Origin of the sequence: Lentzea sp. NPDC042327 (genome assembly GCF_040647275.1) — a bacterium.
Lineage (GTDB): Bacteria > Actinomycetota > Actinomycetes > Mycobacteriales > Pseudonocardiaceae > Lentzea.
Window position 1 is genome coordinate 388513 of the sequence record NZ_JBEZBX010000005.1, and the last position, 13737, is coordinate 402249.

12 protein-coding genes are annotated in these 13737 nt (G+C 71.0%); 6 read left to right on the plus strand and 6 right to left on the minus strand.

The window, feature by feature from the left end:
• Positions 1-8: 8 nt before the first annotated feature.
• The 3 genes from AB0A63_RS15620 to AB0A63_RS15630 all read right to left on the minus strand — a co-directional run bounded on the left by AB0A63_RS15620 (position 9) and on the right by AB0A63_RS15630 (position 2350).
• Positions 9-458 carry a GNAT family N-acetyltransferase gene (locus AB0A63_RS15620; protein ID WP_360390829.1) on the minus strand — a complete coding sequence of 150 codons (450 nt, stop codon included), beginning with the start codon at positions 456-458 and terminating at the stop codon, positions 9-11.
• 65 nt (positions 459-523) lie between these two features.
• A complete protein-coding gene (locus tag AB0A63_RS15625) occupies positions 524-1315 on the minus strand; it encodes a serine protease (RefSeq protein ID WP_360390832.1) in 792 nt (263 codons plus the stop codon).
• Between the two features lie 15 nt (positions 1316-1330).
• The gene (locus tag AB0A63_RS15630; RefSeq protein ID WP_360390836.1) at positions 1331-2350 is read right to left on the minus strand and encodes a M48 family metallopeptidase; all 1020 of its coding nucleotides are present in this window, start codon (positions 2348-2350) and stop codon (positions 1331-1333) included.
• Positions 2351-2419: 69 nt separating this feature from the next.
• Here AB0A63_RS15630 and AB0A63_RS15635 point away from each other — a divergent pair, with 69 nt between their 5' ends.
• The 5 genes from AB0A63_RS15635 to AB0A63_RS15655 all read left to right on the plus strand — a co-directional run bounded on the left by AB0A63_RS15635 (position 2420) and on the right by AB0A63_RS15655 (position 8998).
• The gene (locus tag AB0A63_RS15635; protein WP_360390839.1) at positions 2420-3313 is read left to right on the plus strand and encodes an alpha/beta hydrolase; all 894 of its coding nucleotides are present in this window, start codon (positions 2420-2422) and stop codon (positions 3311-3313) included.
• 40 nt (positions 3314-3353) lie between these two features.
• Positions 3354-5222 (plus strand): ABC transporter ATP-binding protein, encoded by a 1869-nt coding sequence (locus AB0A63_RS15640; RefSeq protein ID WP_360391487.1) that lies wholly within the window; start codon positions 3354-3356, stop codon positions 5220-5222.
• A gap of 38 nt (positions 5223-5260) precedes the next feature.
• Positions 5261-5914: a CatB-related O-acetyltransferase gene (locus AB0A63_RS15645; protein WP_360391490.1), complete on the plus strand. Its 654-nt coding sequence runs from the start codon at positions 5261-5263 to the stop codon at positions 5912-5914.
• A 41-nt stretch (positions 5915-5955) separates the two neighbouring features.
• Positions 5956-7836 (plus strand): patatin, encoded by a 1881-nt coding sequence (locus tag AB0A63_RS15650; protein WP_360390842.1) that lies wholly within the window; start codon positions 5956-5958, stop codon positions 7834-7836.
• 133 nt (positions 7837-7969) lie between these two features.
• Complete coding sequence (locus AB0A63_RS15655) at positions 7970-8998, plus strand: hypothetical protein (RefSeq protein WP_360390845.1); 1029 nt, start codon at positions 7970-7972, stop codon at positions 8996-8998.
• Here the strand turns inward: AB0A63_RS15655 and AB0A63_RS15660 are convergent.
• Positions 8971-9768 carry an SAM-dependent methyltransferase gene (locus AB0A63_RS15660; protein WP_360390848.1) on the minus strand — a complete coding sequence of 266 codons (798 nt, stop codon included), beginning with the start codon at positions 9766-9768 and terminating at the stop codon, positions 8971-8973. The genes AB0A63_RS15655 and AB0A63_RS15660 overlap by 28 nt on opposite strands.
• A 162-nt stretch (positions 9769-9930) precedes the next feature.
• On the opposite strand from AB0A63_RS15660, the gene lon reads away from it, so the two are divergent.
• Positions 9931-12282, plus strand: coding sequence for an endopeptidase La (gene lon, locus AB0A63_RS15665; protein ID WP_360390851.1), 2352 nt, complete (start codon positions 9931-9933; stop codon positions 12280-12282).
• 59 nt (positions 12283-12341) lie between these two features.
• Here lon and AB0A63_RS15670 read toward each other — a convergent pair whose 3' ends face one another.
• Complete coding sequence (locus AB0A63_RS15670; protein WP_360390854.1) at positions 12342-12809, minus strand: hypothetical protein; 468 nt, start codon at positions 12807-12809, stop codon at positions 12342-12344.
• Positions 12810-12915: 106 nt separating this feature from the next.
• Positions 12916-13683 (minus strand): polysaccharide deacetylase family protein, encoded by a 768-nt coding sequence (locus AB0A63_RS15675; protein ID WP_360391492.1) that lies wholly within the window; start codon positions 13681-13683, stop codon positions 12916-12918.
• Positions 13684-13737: the final 54 nt, after the last annotated feature.

A 13737-nucleotide genomic window follows, 5' to 3' on the forward strand; every position in this document is an offset into this window, starting at 1 on the left:
ACGGGCCGTCAGGACGTCCGCACGCGCAGCCGGGGCAGCACCCGGCCGGGGATGGAGCCCGACGGCGACTCACCGATGCGTTCGGCGCCCATCCGCAGGTAGAACCCCTCGGCGTACGGGTCGGCGTCGATGTCGAGGTGGTCGTAGCCGGCGGCGGACGCCACGGCGTGGTCCCACAGCGCACGACCGAGCCCGGTGCCGATCGCGGCCGGCTCCACCCACAGGTCGGTGAGCTCACCCGCCGGCGGCGTCCCGCCGATGCCGTACCAGCCCAGCACGACGCCGTCCCGTTCGGCGACCACGTGCAGCCGCCGCTCCACGTCCTCCGGCCGGACGGTGAGCTCGGCGCGCACGGCCTCCAGGAACGCCGCGTCGTAGGGCCAGTGCGCCTTGGCCGCCACCGCCAGCTCGGTCAGCACGCCCGCCTCGTCCGGCCGGGCCCGTCGCAGCACCACCACGGGCCCAGGCTGGCACAGCGCCGGGCCCGCGGCGACCGGGTTTCACGGCCGGACCGGGCGGGTCCTCATGCCGGGGGCTCCTCCGCGGGAGGCTCCTCCGCCGGGGGTTCCACGACGCCCACGACCGGCTGGAGGTCCTTCGCGTACCGGGCGACCCGGACGTACACGCCGGGCTTGCCCCTGCGCGCGCAGCCCTCGCCCCACGACGTGACGCCGACGAGCCTGCCCGCCGCCACGACCGGGCCGCCGGAGTCGCCCTGGCAGGTGTCGACCTTGCCCTCGGGGTAGCCGGCGCAGAACATGTCCGCCCGCACGAACTGCGGGTAGGAGCCCGCGCAGTCGGCGTCGGGCAGCACCGGCACCGTCGCCCCCATCAGGTAGCGGGAGGTCCTGCCGTTCTCGCTGGTGCGGCCCCAGCCGAGCGCCCGCAGCGGGGTGCCGGGCCGGTAGAGGTCGGTGTCGGCCTGCCCGGCGATCGGCAGCGGGGTGAACGGCAGCGGCGTGGCCATGGTCAGCACGGCGAGGTCCTCGCCCCGGTCGGCGGCCACGTACTGCCGGTGGACCCAGACCTCGACCGGCGTGGCGACCACGCCCTCCGAGCTCTTCTTGTCCTCGCGGCCCGCGACGACGCGGAACTGGGAGGCGGGCCGGCCGACCGCGCAGTGCGCCGCCGTCAGGACCTTCGTCGGGGCGACGATCGTGCCGCCGCAGAACTGGTAGCCGTTCGGGTCGGTCAGGTAGACGACCCACGGGGTCGTGGCGATGGGGACCCGTTCACCGCCGACGACCTGTTCGTCGGCGGCAGCGGTGCCCGCCGTCAGGAGCAGAGCCAGGACCACAACAGCGAGTCGTCTCATGACTCCAGATGGTAGCTACTCCGCTGGTCCATTTGGAGCAACTTTGCCCCACATCTTTCCCGCGGCACCCATCACGGTCTCGCCGATGTCGTTGATCGTCTTGATCAGCGGGTCCGCTGAGCTGCTCGCCGACTCCCGGTAGGACCGCGCCGCGCTCTTGACGTCGTCGGTGAGGTTGCTCGTCGGGTGGTCGTCCTCGCGGCGCGGGTAGACGCCGGTGAGGATCTCCCGGTACTCCTCGCCCGCGGCCCAGCGCTGCAGCTGCGCGGCCCTGACCACGGCCAGCGGGTGCGAGCGGCGCTCGTTGTCCATCAGCTTCAGGATGCTGTCGCGGATGTCCTCGCCCTCGTACTCCTTCGCCTGTTCGAGGAACGCCGCGATGTCGACCTGGCCGCCGATGTCGCCCGCGAACGCGAGGTGCACGCGCAGCGCGGCCTGCGGGTCCTGGCAGGCGAGCAGCCCGGCCCGGTCGCAGGACAGCTCGGTCTTGCGCTGCCACTCGTAGAGGGCGGCGATGACCGCGCGCAGGGCGAACGCGCCCGCCGGCATCCAGCCGAACGCGTACTGCAGGTTGAGCAGGCGTTCCAGGATGGTGTTGTAGAGCCCGTGGCCGGACATCGCGTGGCCGGTCTCGTGCCCGAGGACGAACCGCAGCTCCTCGCGGTCGAACCGCTCGACCAGCGCGGAGTTCAGCACGATGAACGGCTTGTCGATGCCCCGCGTGAACGCGTTGACCTCCGGAGAGTGCCGGACGAAGACCTCCGGCGCCTCCTCCAGGTCGAACGCGGCGGCGACCTCGTTCTGGATGCGGTGCAGGTCCGGGTACTGCTTCGGGCCCACCCGCACCGAGGAGGCGACCTGGACCAGGCGTTCCCCGCGTCCGGAGAACGCCGCCGCGACCGCCTTGACGATCGGTGCCACGGCCGGCACGGCGCGGAGCACGGCGAGCGCGCCCCGGTCGGCTGGGTGTTCGTAGGCGCGCGAGCTGATCCCCGGGAAGCGCACCCTCGACGACTGTTCGATGTCCCCCGTCATCGGTCCAGGTTAGACACGATCCGGACAAGGGTGCGCGGAATCGCCGGTTTTCGGGAGCAGACTGGCGCCGTGAGCGACGAAGACACCACGGTCCTGCCGTTGCGCGGCGGGGCCACCGCGACCCTGGTCCGCAGGCGGGCCGCGCAGGCCGACCGCGGCGCGATCCTCTACGTGCACGGGTTCGCCGACTACTTCTTCCAAGAGCACGTCGCCGAGCACTACAACGCTCAGGGCTACGACTTCTACGCCGTGGACCTGCGCGGCTACGGGCGGTCGTTGCGCGACGGCGAGGTGCCGAACTACACGACCGACATGGCCGTGTACTTCGAGGAGATCGACGCGGCCGTCGCCGTCGTCCGCGCCGAGCACTCGCGGGTCGTGCTGATGGGCCACTCGACCGGGGGGCTCACGACGTCGCTGTGGGCGCACGAACGGCGCTCGGAGGACCTGATCGACGCCCTCGTGCTCAACAGCCCGTGGCTGGACGTCGTCGAACCGCCGCTCCTGCGGCGGGTGGTGAAGCTGCTCGGGAAGGTCGCGCCCTCGGTGAAGGTCCGCGGCGGGCTGGGCGACGCGTACGGCGCCTCGATCCACTCCTCGCGCAACGGCGAGTGGGACTTCGACCTGAGGTGGAAGCCGCTCGACGGGTTCCCGGTGCTGGCCGGGTGGATCCGCGCGGTGCTCGTGGCGCAGGAGAAGGTGCACGCCGGGCTCGACGTGCGCGTGCCCGTGCTGGTGCTGCACTCCGACCGCAGCACGCTCGGCGCCCGCGAGTGGAACGAGGACGTGGCGAAGGCCGACGCGGTGCTCGACGTCGAGGGCATGCGCAGGTGGGGACCGAAGCTCGGCACGTCCGTGAAGGTCGTGGAGATCAAGGCCGGCCTGCACGACCTGTTCCTGTCGCCGGAACCGGTGCGCGCGGCGGCGCTGGCGGAGGTCGACGCGTTCTTGAAAACGGCTTGACCTCGACTCAGCTGGAGGTCGCAGACTGGGCGTCGTGAACATCGACTTCAACGCCTGGTACGCGCTCGAAAGCGCGATGCAGGACAAGGAGAACCGCCGCGTCAGCCGGGCGACGTTGAAGCGCGTCGCCCGGTTCGCCCGCCCGCAGCGGCCTGCGGTGCTGGCCCTGCTCGCCACCAGCGCGGTGGCCGCGGTGCTGGCGGTGGCGAGCCCGGTCCTGGCCGGCCGCGTGGTCGACACGATCATCGGCGGCCGCGACCTGGACCTGGTGGTGTGGCTGGCACTCGCGATCGCCGGCGTCGCCGTGCTGGAGGCCGGTTTCTCGCTGGCCGAGCGCTGGCAGTCCGCCCGCGTCGGCGAGGACCTGATCCTGCGGCTGCGGCAGTCCGTCTTCGACCACGTGCAGCGCATGCCGATCGCGTTCTTCACCCGCACCCGCACCGGCGCCCTGGTCTCCCGGCTCAACAACGACGTGATCGCCGCGCAGCGGGCGTTCTCCGAGACGATCTCCGGTGTCGTCACGAACCTGATCGCGCTGGTGCTCACGCTGGTCGTGATGCTGACGCTGTCGTGGCAGGTCACCGTTCTCGCGATGGCGCTGCTGCCGGTGTTCCTGATCCCGGCGCGGCGCATGGGCAGGCGCCTGGCGTCCATGCACCGCGAGGCCGCGAACCTCGACTCGGCCATGACGACCCAGATGACCGAGCGGTTCTCCGCTCCCGGCGCGACCCTGATCAAGCTCTTCGGCCGCCCCGCCCTGGAAAGCGCGGAGTTCGGTGCGCGCGCTCGTCGTGTGCGTGACATCGGTGTGCGCACGGCCGTTGCGCAGTGGCTGTTCCTGGTGGCGTTGACGTTGGTGTCGTCGCTGGCCCTTGCGTTGGTCTACGGCCTCGGCGGCTACTTCGCGTTCATGGGTCAGATGGCACCCGGCACGATCGTGACGCTGGCGCTGCTGCTGACGCGCCTCTACGCCCCGTTGACCGCCTTGGCCGGTGCGCGTGTGGACGTGATGACGGCGCTGGTGTCGTTCGAGCGCGTCTTCGAGGTGCTCGACCTGCCGCCGCTGATCAAGGAGGAGCCCGACGCGGTCTCCGTGCCCGACGGCCCGGTCTCGGTGGAGTTCGACGACGTCCACTTCGCCTACCCGGCCGCGGACAAGGTCTCCCTGGCCTCGCTGGAGGAGGTCGCCACCCTCGACACCCGCGGCGGTGACGCGGTCCTGCGCGGCATCTCCTTCACGGCCGCGCCGGGCTCGCTGATCGCACTGGTCGGCGCCTCGGGTGCGGGCAAGTCGACGATCGCATCCCTGCTCCCCCGCCTGTACGACGCCGACTCCGGCGCCGTCCGGCTGTCCGGTGTGGACGTCCGCACGCTGTCGTTCGACTCGTTGCGCGAGACCGTCGGCATGGTGACGCAGGACGGCCACCTGTTCCACGAGTCGATCGGCGCCAACCTGCGCCTCGCCGCACCGGCCGCCACCGACGAGGAGCTGTGGGACGCCCTGCGCCGCGCCCGCCTCGCCGACCTGGTGTCGTCGTTGCCCGACCAGCTCGACACGGTCGTCGGCGAACGCGGCTACCGCCTGTCCGGCGGCGAGCGCCAGCGCCTCACCATCGCCCGCCTGCTGCTCGCCAAGCCCCGCGTCGTGATCCTGGACGAGGCCACCGCGCACCTGGACTCCCGCTCCGAGGCGGCCGTGCAGGAGGCACTGGTGGAAGCCCTCGCCGGCCGCACCTCGCTGGTGATCGCCCACCGCCTGTCCACCGTCCGCGCCGCCGACCAGATCCTCGTCGTCGACGCCGGCCAGGTCGTCGAACGCGGCACCCACGAGTCCCTGCTGGCCCTCGGCGGCCACTACGCCAAGCTGTACCGCACCCAGTTCAGCGAAGAGCCGATCGGAGCGCCGTGACCATCCCCTCGCCCGACAACCTCTACCCGTTGCCGGACATGCCCCGCACCGTGCTCCTCAAGCCGTTGGTCAAGAACCCGCAGATCGAGATCGGCGAGTACACCTACTACGACGACCCGCACCACGCCATGGAGTTCGAGCACCGCAACGTGCTCTACAACTTCGGCCCCGAGAAGCTGGTCATCGGCCGCTACTGCGCACTGGCAGAAGGGGTGCGGTTCATCATGTCCGGCGCCAACCACGGCATGTCCGGCGTGTCGGCGTTCCCGTTCACGATCTTCGGCGGGGCCTGGGCGGAGAAGACGCTGGACATCGCGCTGGGGGCGCCGTCGCGCGGGGACACGGTGGTGGGCAACGACGTGTGGCTCGGGTACCGGTCGGTGGTCATGCCCGGCGTGCGGATCGGTGACGGGGCGATCGTGGCCGCCGGGTCGGTGGTGGTCGGGGACGTGCCCGCGTACGGGATCGTCGGCGGCAACCCGGCCCGGCTGCTGCGGACGCGGTACAGCGACGAGGAGGTCGCCGTGCTGCAACGGGTCGCGTGGTGGGAGTGGCCCGTGGAGAAGGTGACGGAGCACGTGCGGGTGATCATGGCGGGGACACCGGCCGAGCTGGCCGCGGTCGCGGCGGCGGAAGGCTTGCAGGACCCGCCGGCAGCACGGGACGGGACCGGTTCGGTGGCGTCTGAGTGAACATCGCTGACGGACCGTGATGATCGCGCGACCATGGGCACATGGAGTACGACCGCTACTGCGACCTGACGATGCGCGGCGGCACGACCAGCGGAGTCGTGTACCCGCTGGCTGTCGCGTCGCTGGCACGCCACTACGAGTTCCGGCAGATCGGCGGCGCGTCGGCGGGGGCGATCGCCGCGGCGTTCGCCGCCGCCGCCGAGAAGGGGCGCGGCAGCGGCGGGTTCGAGAAGCTCGCGGGGCTGGTCGACTGGTTCGCCGGCGGCACCGGGGCGGACCGGTGGCGGCTGGCGCAGCTGTTCCAGCCGAACGCCAAGACGCGCGCGCTGTACCGGATCGTCGTCGCCACCATGCAGCAGCGGGCGACGACCGGGCGCAGTGCGGTGTCGTGCCTGTTCTTCGCGTTGCTCGGCGCGGTCGGGTTGCGGGCGAAGGCCGTGCTCGGGCTGATGGCGCTGCTGTGGCTGACCGGGCCGGTGCTGTGGTCGGCGTGGCTGGCGCCGCGGGAGTACCTGCCGTGGCTCGCGATAGCGCTCACGGTCGTGGCGGTGGCATGTGTGCCGTTGGTGTTGTGGCCGTTGCGGAACAGCTTGCCTTGGCAGGCATGGGTGTTCATGGCGGTGCCGCTGGTGCTCGGCATGGTGTTCGCCCGGCACTGCGGCACGGCGGCGGTCGTGTTGCTGGTGTGGCTGGTGTTGACGCTGGCGATGGTCAGCGCGTTGATCGCCACGTACGCGTATGCGATGCAGCGGTACATGAAGAACAACGCGCGCGCCGTCCACTTCGGACTCGTGCCGGGCACGGGTGACTTCCGGCCGTCGTGGCTCGACCGGTTGGCGGGGGTGCCGAAGTCGACCGGGGTGCCGCCGCTCGCGGACTGGCTGGCGGACCGGCTCGACGAGCTCGCGGGCACCGAGCGCGCGTTGACGTTCGGGGATCTGGGCGAGGTCAACCTCGTGCTGATGACCACCGACCTGTCCGAGGGGCGGCCGTACCGGTTGCCGCTCAGCGAGGAGTGGCAGTACTGCGAGGAGTGCCTGGGGTACGTGCTGCCGCGACGGGTCGTGGAGCAGCTGGACGGCGTACCGGCGGACGGCCGGTGCCCGCTGCACGAGCACATGCCGTTGCGGCAGCTGCCGGGCCGGGAGCGGTTGCCGGTGGTGGTGGCGGTGCGGATGAGCCTGTCGTTCCCCGGCCTGATCGCGGCGGTGCCGCTGTGCCGCGGCGGGAAGGTGCACTGGTTCTCCGACGGCGGGATCACCAGCAACTTCCCGATCCACTTCTTCGACGCGCTGCTGCCGCGGTGGCCCACGTTCGGGCTGAGCCTGCAGTCCTACCCCGACGGCGACACGGCTGAGGTGTGGCTGCCCGAGCAGGACGCGTCGGACAGCGGGACGCCCTACCGGCAGCTCACGTCGATGCCGGGGTTCCTGATGTCCATCCTGGACACGTTCCTCGACTGGCGGGACACGATGCAGTCGGCGCTGCCCGGCTACCGCGGCCGCATCGCGCACGTGCGCCAGGCGGAGGACGAGGGCGGCACGAACCTGTTCATGACGCCCGAGACCATCCGCACGCTGGCGTTGCGCGGGCAGAAGGCCGGCGATCTGCTGCGCGAGCGGTTCACGCAGCAGCAGAACACCGACCGCTACCGCTGGATCCGGCTGCGCATGGCGTTGCGCGAGTACCAGGAGCTCGGCGTGCAGGCCGAGGACCGTGAGGCGCTCTACGACGACGTGCTCGCCCGGTTCGAGATCCCCGAGGCGCTGCACGAGTGGTTCCGCACCCCACCGGCGGACGGCGACCCGTACCGCGACGCGATCGAGGTCGCGCTGGACGACGTGGGCCGGCTCGCGGAGGGCGGTCCGTTCGACGGGGTACCGCCGGTGGACCCGGATCTGCGGCTGACACCGCCCGAGTGAGCGCGCTACCCTCGTGGACATGACGCGCCGATTCAGCCACCCCCGACCCGCGGCGGTGGCGCGCGCCTGAACCACCTTCCCGTCGGTCGGGGGACCTCGCACCAGCACCCCACGCCGAGAACGGGAAGAACCCATGTACCGCACCGATGAACTCGTGCGCGCCCTGAACGTCCGCGATCTCACCGATCCCGCGCAGGGCCCGCACGCGATGCAGCTGCTGATCGCCGACCTCAAGGCAGCGTTGCCGGACACGAGAGAAGTGCGCCACCATCCGCTCGTACCGGTGGAGCACAACTACGAGCACCTCGGCTATCCCGCCGACGCCATCACGCGCGATGCCCGCTACACGAGGTACGTCAGCGAGACGTGCATGTTGCGCAGCCACACGACGGCGATGATCCCGCCCGCTCTCAAGGACGCGCGGCCCGACGTCACGCTCCTGTGCCCCGGTCTGGTCTACCGCCGTGACACGGTCGACAGGCTGCACACGGGCACACCGCACCAGCTCGACCTCTGGCGCATAACGCACGGAGCCGAACCGCTCGAAGACCTGATCCACGTGGTCGTGAGCACGGTTCTCCCGGGCAAGCGCTACCGCACGATCGACGCCGAACACCCGTACACCACGCACGGCAAGCAGATCGACGTGTGGCACGACGGCCAGTGGGTGGAGATCGGCGAGTGCGGGTACGCGGCGCGGCACGTCCTCAAGGACCACCCGCACGGGCTTGCGATGGGGCTGGGCCTCGACCGGTTGGTGATGCTGCGCAAGGGCGTTCCCGACATCCGCCTGCTGCGCAACGGGGACGCGCGCATCGCGGAGCAGATGCGGGACCTGGCCGAGTACCGCCCGATCTCCCGGCACCCGGCCGCGACCAGGGACATCTCGATCGTGGCCGACGGGCACGAGGACGCCGAGACGCTCGGTGACCGGATTCGCGCGCTGGACCCGCAGGACCTGGTCGAGGAGATCGCGGTTCTCAGCGAGACACCGGCCGAGGAGCTGCCCGCGCACGTCCGGGAGCGCCTCGGTGCCCAGCTGGGGCAGAAGAACGTGCTCATCCGCGTGACGATGAGGGCGCCGGAGCGCACCCTCACCGACCGCGAGACGAACGAGCTGAGGGACCGGCTGCTTCAGCGCTTGCGGGCGACCGCGCCGTAGATGCTGATGCGGTCCTCGTAGGAGTCCGGGCGCCACTCGTTCACCGGGACGACGCCCGGCTCCAGCACGTCCATGCCGTCGAAGAAGCGGACGACCTCGGCGTGCGAGCGGACGCTGATCGCGTTGTCGGTGCTGCGGTACACCGCCATGACCTGCGCGGCCTCCTCCTGTTCCTGCGGCGTGAGGCCGTCGTGGGTGGCGTGCGTGATCGCCAGGTACGAGCCGGAGGGGAACGCGGCCATGTACTCGGCGGCGGCGCCGTACGGGTCGTCGGAGTCGGGCACGAAGTGCAGGGCCGCGATGATCAGCACCGCGACCGGCCGGTCGAAGTCGAGGACGTCGCGGGCGGCGTGCAGCACCTTCGCGGGCGCGCGCAGGTCGGCCTGCAACGCCGTGGCGTGCGGGTTGTCGGCGAGCAGCGCGGTGCTGTGGGCCACGGCGACGGGCTCGAAGTCCACGTAGACCACGCGTGCCGACGGGTTGTCCTGCTGGGCGATCTCGTGGACGTTGCCCACGGTCGGGATGCCGGAGCCCAGGTCGAGGAACTGGTCGACGCCCTCCGCGACCAGGTGGCGCACGGCCCTGCGCAGGAACGAGCGGTTGGCCCCCGCGCTGTGGGCGATGCCGGGGAAGATCTTCTCCACCTGCTTGGCGGCGGCGCGGTCGGCTTCGAAGTTGTGCGAGCCGCCCAGGTAGTAGTCGTACATCCGCGCGACGCTCGGACGCGTGACGTCGACCGTGGACGGGACCCACTTCAGCTCTTCCTTCACGCGAAGATCCTCGCTAATCGCCGCACGGGTGTCCACCGCCACACGCCCGGTCGCCCGCCGTGTCACCCGCTTCCCCGCTCGCTCACAGCGAACGGACCGGGGGAACACCACCCCGCTGAAGTTGGTTGAGCGGTACAGACTCAACTTTGGAGGGTGATGGAGATGGGCGAGACGTTGGCCCTGCCGGTGCTGCCGCTGGACGACGTTGTGGTGCTGCCCGGCATGGTGGTGCCGATCCGCATCTCCGGTGCGGACGCCAGCGCGGAGGCCCGTGCCGCCGTGGACGCCGCCACGACGGCGGCGAACCACCAGGTTCTGCTGGTACCACGGCTGGACGGGAAGTACGCGGCGGTCGGCACACTGGCCGAGATCGAGCAGGTGGGACGTCTGCCGGGCGGTGAGCGCGCGGCGGTCGTGCGCGGTACCAAGCGCGTGCGGATCGGGACGGGGACCACGGGACCGGGTGCGGCGCTGTGGGTGAACGCGACCGTCACCGACGAGTCGCCGGTCACCGACCGGACGCGGGAGCTGGCCCGCGAGTACCGGGCCATCGTCACGAACGTCCTGCAGACGCGGGGTGCGTGGCAGATGGTCGACTCGGTGCAGCAGATCACCGACCCGTCCGCGCTCGCCGACCTCGCCGGCTACGCGCCCTACCTCGACGAGAAGCAGAAGATCTGGCTGCTGGAGACGAGCGACGTCACCGCGCGGCTGGAGAAGCTGGTCGAGTGGGGACAGGCGCACCTGACCGAGCTCGACGTCAACGAGACGATCGCGAAGGACGTCAAGGAAGGCGTCGAGAAGCAGCAGCGGGAGTTCTTGCTGCGCCAGCAGATGGCCGCGATCCGCAAGGAGCTGGCCGAGCTCGACGGCAAGCCGGCGTCCGAGGAGGCCGACTACCGGGCCCGCGTCGAGGCCGCGAGCCTGCCGGAGAAGGTCGAGAAGGCGGCGCTCGCCGAGGTCGAGAAGATGGAGCGCACCTCGGAGCAGTCGCCGGAGGTGGGCTGGATCCGGACGTGGCTCGACACCGTCCTCGAACTGCCGTGGAACGAGCGGACCGAGGACTCGTACGACATCAAGGCCGCGCGTGAGGTGCTCGACGCCGATCACGCGGGTCTGGACGACGTGAAGCAGCGCATCACCGAGTACCTGGCCGTGCGCAAGCGCCGGGCCGATCGCGGTCTTGGTGTCGTGGGCGGTCGTCGTTCCGGTGCGGTGCTCGCGCTCGTCGGTCCCCCCGGTGTCGGCAAGACGTCGCTGGGCGAGTCCGTGGCGCGCGCCATGGGGCGGAAGTTCGTGCGGGTCGCACTGGGCGGCGTGCGCGACGAGGCCGAGATCCGCGGTCACCGCCGCACGTACGTCGGCGCGTTGCCGGGCCGGATCGTCCGCGCGATCAGCGAGGCCGGTTCGATGAACCCGGTCGTGCTGCTCGACGAGATCGACAAGGTCGGCTCCGACTACCGCGGCGACCCGACGGCGGCGTTGCTGGAGGTGCTGGACCCGGCGCAGAACCACACGTTCCGCGACCACTACCTGGAGGTCGAGCTCGACCTCTCGGACGTGGTGTTCCTCGCGACCGCGAACGTGCTGGAGTCGATCCCGGCGCCGCTGCTCGACCGCATGGAGCTCGTGCAGCTCGACGGCTACACCGAGGACGAGAAGGTCACGATCGCCCGCGACCACCTGCTGCCGCGCCAGCTCGACCGGGCCGGTCTCACGGCGGAGGACGTCGCGATCGACGAAGCCGCCCTGCACCAGCTCGCGAGCGAGTACACGCGGGAAGCCGGTGTGCGGCAGCTGGAACGGTCCCTCGCGCGGATTCTGCGCAAGGTGACCGCGAAGGTCGCGCTGGGCGAGCGGGAGCTGCCGATCGAGGTCGACCGGCCGTCGCTCAAGTCGTACCTGGGCAGCCCGAAGAACACGCCCGAGTCGGCGGAGCGGACCTCGGTGCCCGGTGTGGCAACGGGTCTGGCCGTCACGGGCGTCGGCGGTGACGTGCTGTTCATCGAGGCCTCGCTGGCCCCGAAGGACACCGGGTCGACCGGCGTCACGCTCACCGGCCAGCTCGGCGACGTGATGAAGGAGTCGGCGCAGATCGCGTTGTCCTACCTGCGTTCGCACGACGACAAGGCCGCGGCGCTGGCCGACCGGGGTGTGCACGTCCACGTCCCGGCGGGTGCGGTGCCGAAGGACGGGCCGTCCGCGGGCGTGACGATGACGACGGCGCTGGCCTCGCTGCTGTCCGGCCGCCCGGTGCGCTCGGACGTGGCGATGACCGGTGAGATCTCGCTGACCGGCCGGGTGCTGCCGATCGGCGGCGTGAAGCAGAAGCTGCTCGCCGCCCACCGCGCCGGCATCACGACCGTGCTGCTGCCCCAGCGCAACGAGCCGGACCTGGACGACGTGCCGGAGTCGGTGCGCGAGCAGCTGACCGTGCACTTCGTCTCGGACGTGTCCGAGGTGCTGCGGCACGCGCTGTCGGCGGAGACGGCCCAGGAGACCGTTGCGGCGTAACGGTCTCCGGTAGCCCCCCGCGGGGGCAGCAGCGGCGACTGCTGCCCCCGCGGGGCTTTTCAGTGACCGATGTCGATGACGAGCCGGTTCGGACCCGTCAGCGTGAACACCCGGTGCCACGACGCGGCGTCGCCGTACCCGACGGCGATGCCCAGCGTGGCCTCGAAGTCACAGGTGAGCGCGACCCCGCGGACGTTCTCCAGACCGGGCGTCGGGAAGTTGCGCGACCCGGTGTAGGTCGGGTTCCCGGCGTCGTCGTGCGCGGCCGCACCGATCAGCGTGACCTCCAGGACCTCGTTCCCGGGAACGGCGACCGGCAGCCCCGACCCGCAGTTCGAAACAGCGGTGACCTCGCGGACCCGGTGCTCGGCCGGCAGGCCGGACAGGTCCAGCACCACCCGGTCGAACCCGGTGTTGCGGCCGGTCCTGATGTCGGACAGCGTCGGTGTGCTCTGCGCCGACGCCGTCGGGACGACTGTGCCGACCGCGAGCACCGCCACCAGCACCGCGGTGAGACGTGTGTTCATCTTCGGCCCCCTCTCAAGGCTCGTTCGATGACCTGAAGACGTGTGAGCCGGGCCACAGTTGCGTCGCCGCCGCGGGTGGATGTCGATGACGACCGCGGGTGCGCGGTCAGGCGAGGAAGTCCTCCAGCGGCACCGGCGTCAGCCCGTCGTGCTTCGCCCGCTCCAGGAACGCGGTGAAGTCCTCCACGAACGTGGTGCGGAAGTGCATGAGCACGATGTCCCCCGGCCGCAGCCGGTCGCCCACCTGGAACTGCACCCGGCCGTCGTTGACCGCGGCGGTCCAGTTGACCAGCGCCTTGAACCCGCAGCCGGCAGCCGCCCTGCGGGTGTTCGCGTCGTAGTTGCCGAACGGCGGGCGGAACAACGTGGGCCGCTTGCCGTACTCGGCCGCGAGGAAGTCGGCGTTGCCGCAGATCTCCTGCCGCTGGAACTCGTAGCCCTTGCCCTGCAGGTTCGGGTGGTTCGTGGTGTGGCTGTGGACCGTGACGGGCATGTGCTTGAAGTAGTCCTTGTGCCCCTCGGCGTACTTGGTGTTGAGGAACAGCGACGGCCACACGCCCGCGTTCTCCATCAGCTCGCGCGCCTTCGGGTGCTGCACCGCGCCGTCGTCGATCGTGATGAACACGTACGGCTTGGCGGTTTCGATGCGCGTGACGACGGGCACCATGCCGTCGTGGACCGCCGGCGCGTGCGCCTGCACCGTGCCGTACGTGTACGGCGGCTCGAACATCCGCTTCGGCTGCTCGGTCGTGGCGGTGGTCGTCTGCGGCGCCGTCGTGAGCACCGGCCCACCCGGCTGCGCGTCGGGTTGCCGCGCACATGCGACCAACACCACGACCAGCACAAAGGCAGCACAAAGCCGCAACTTGGACATCATTTCCCCCTCCACGCGGAAGACGCCGCGCAGGCACTCATGGTTGCACGGGGA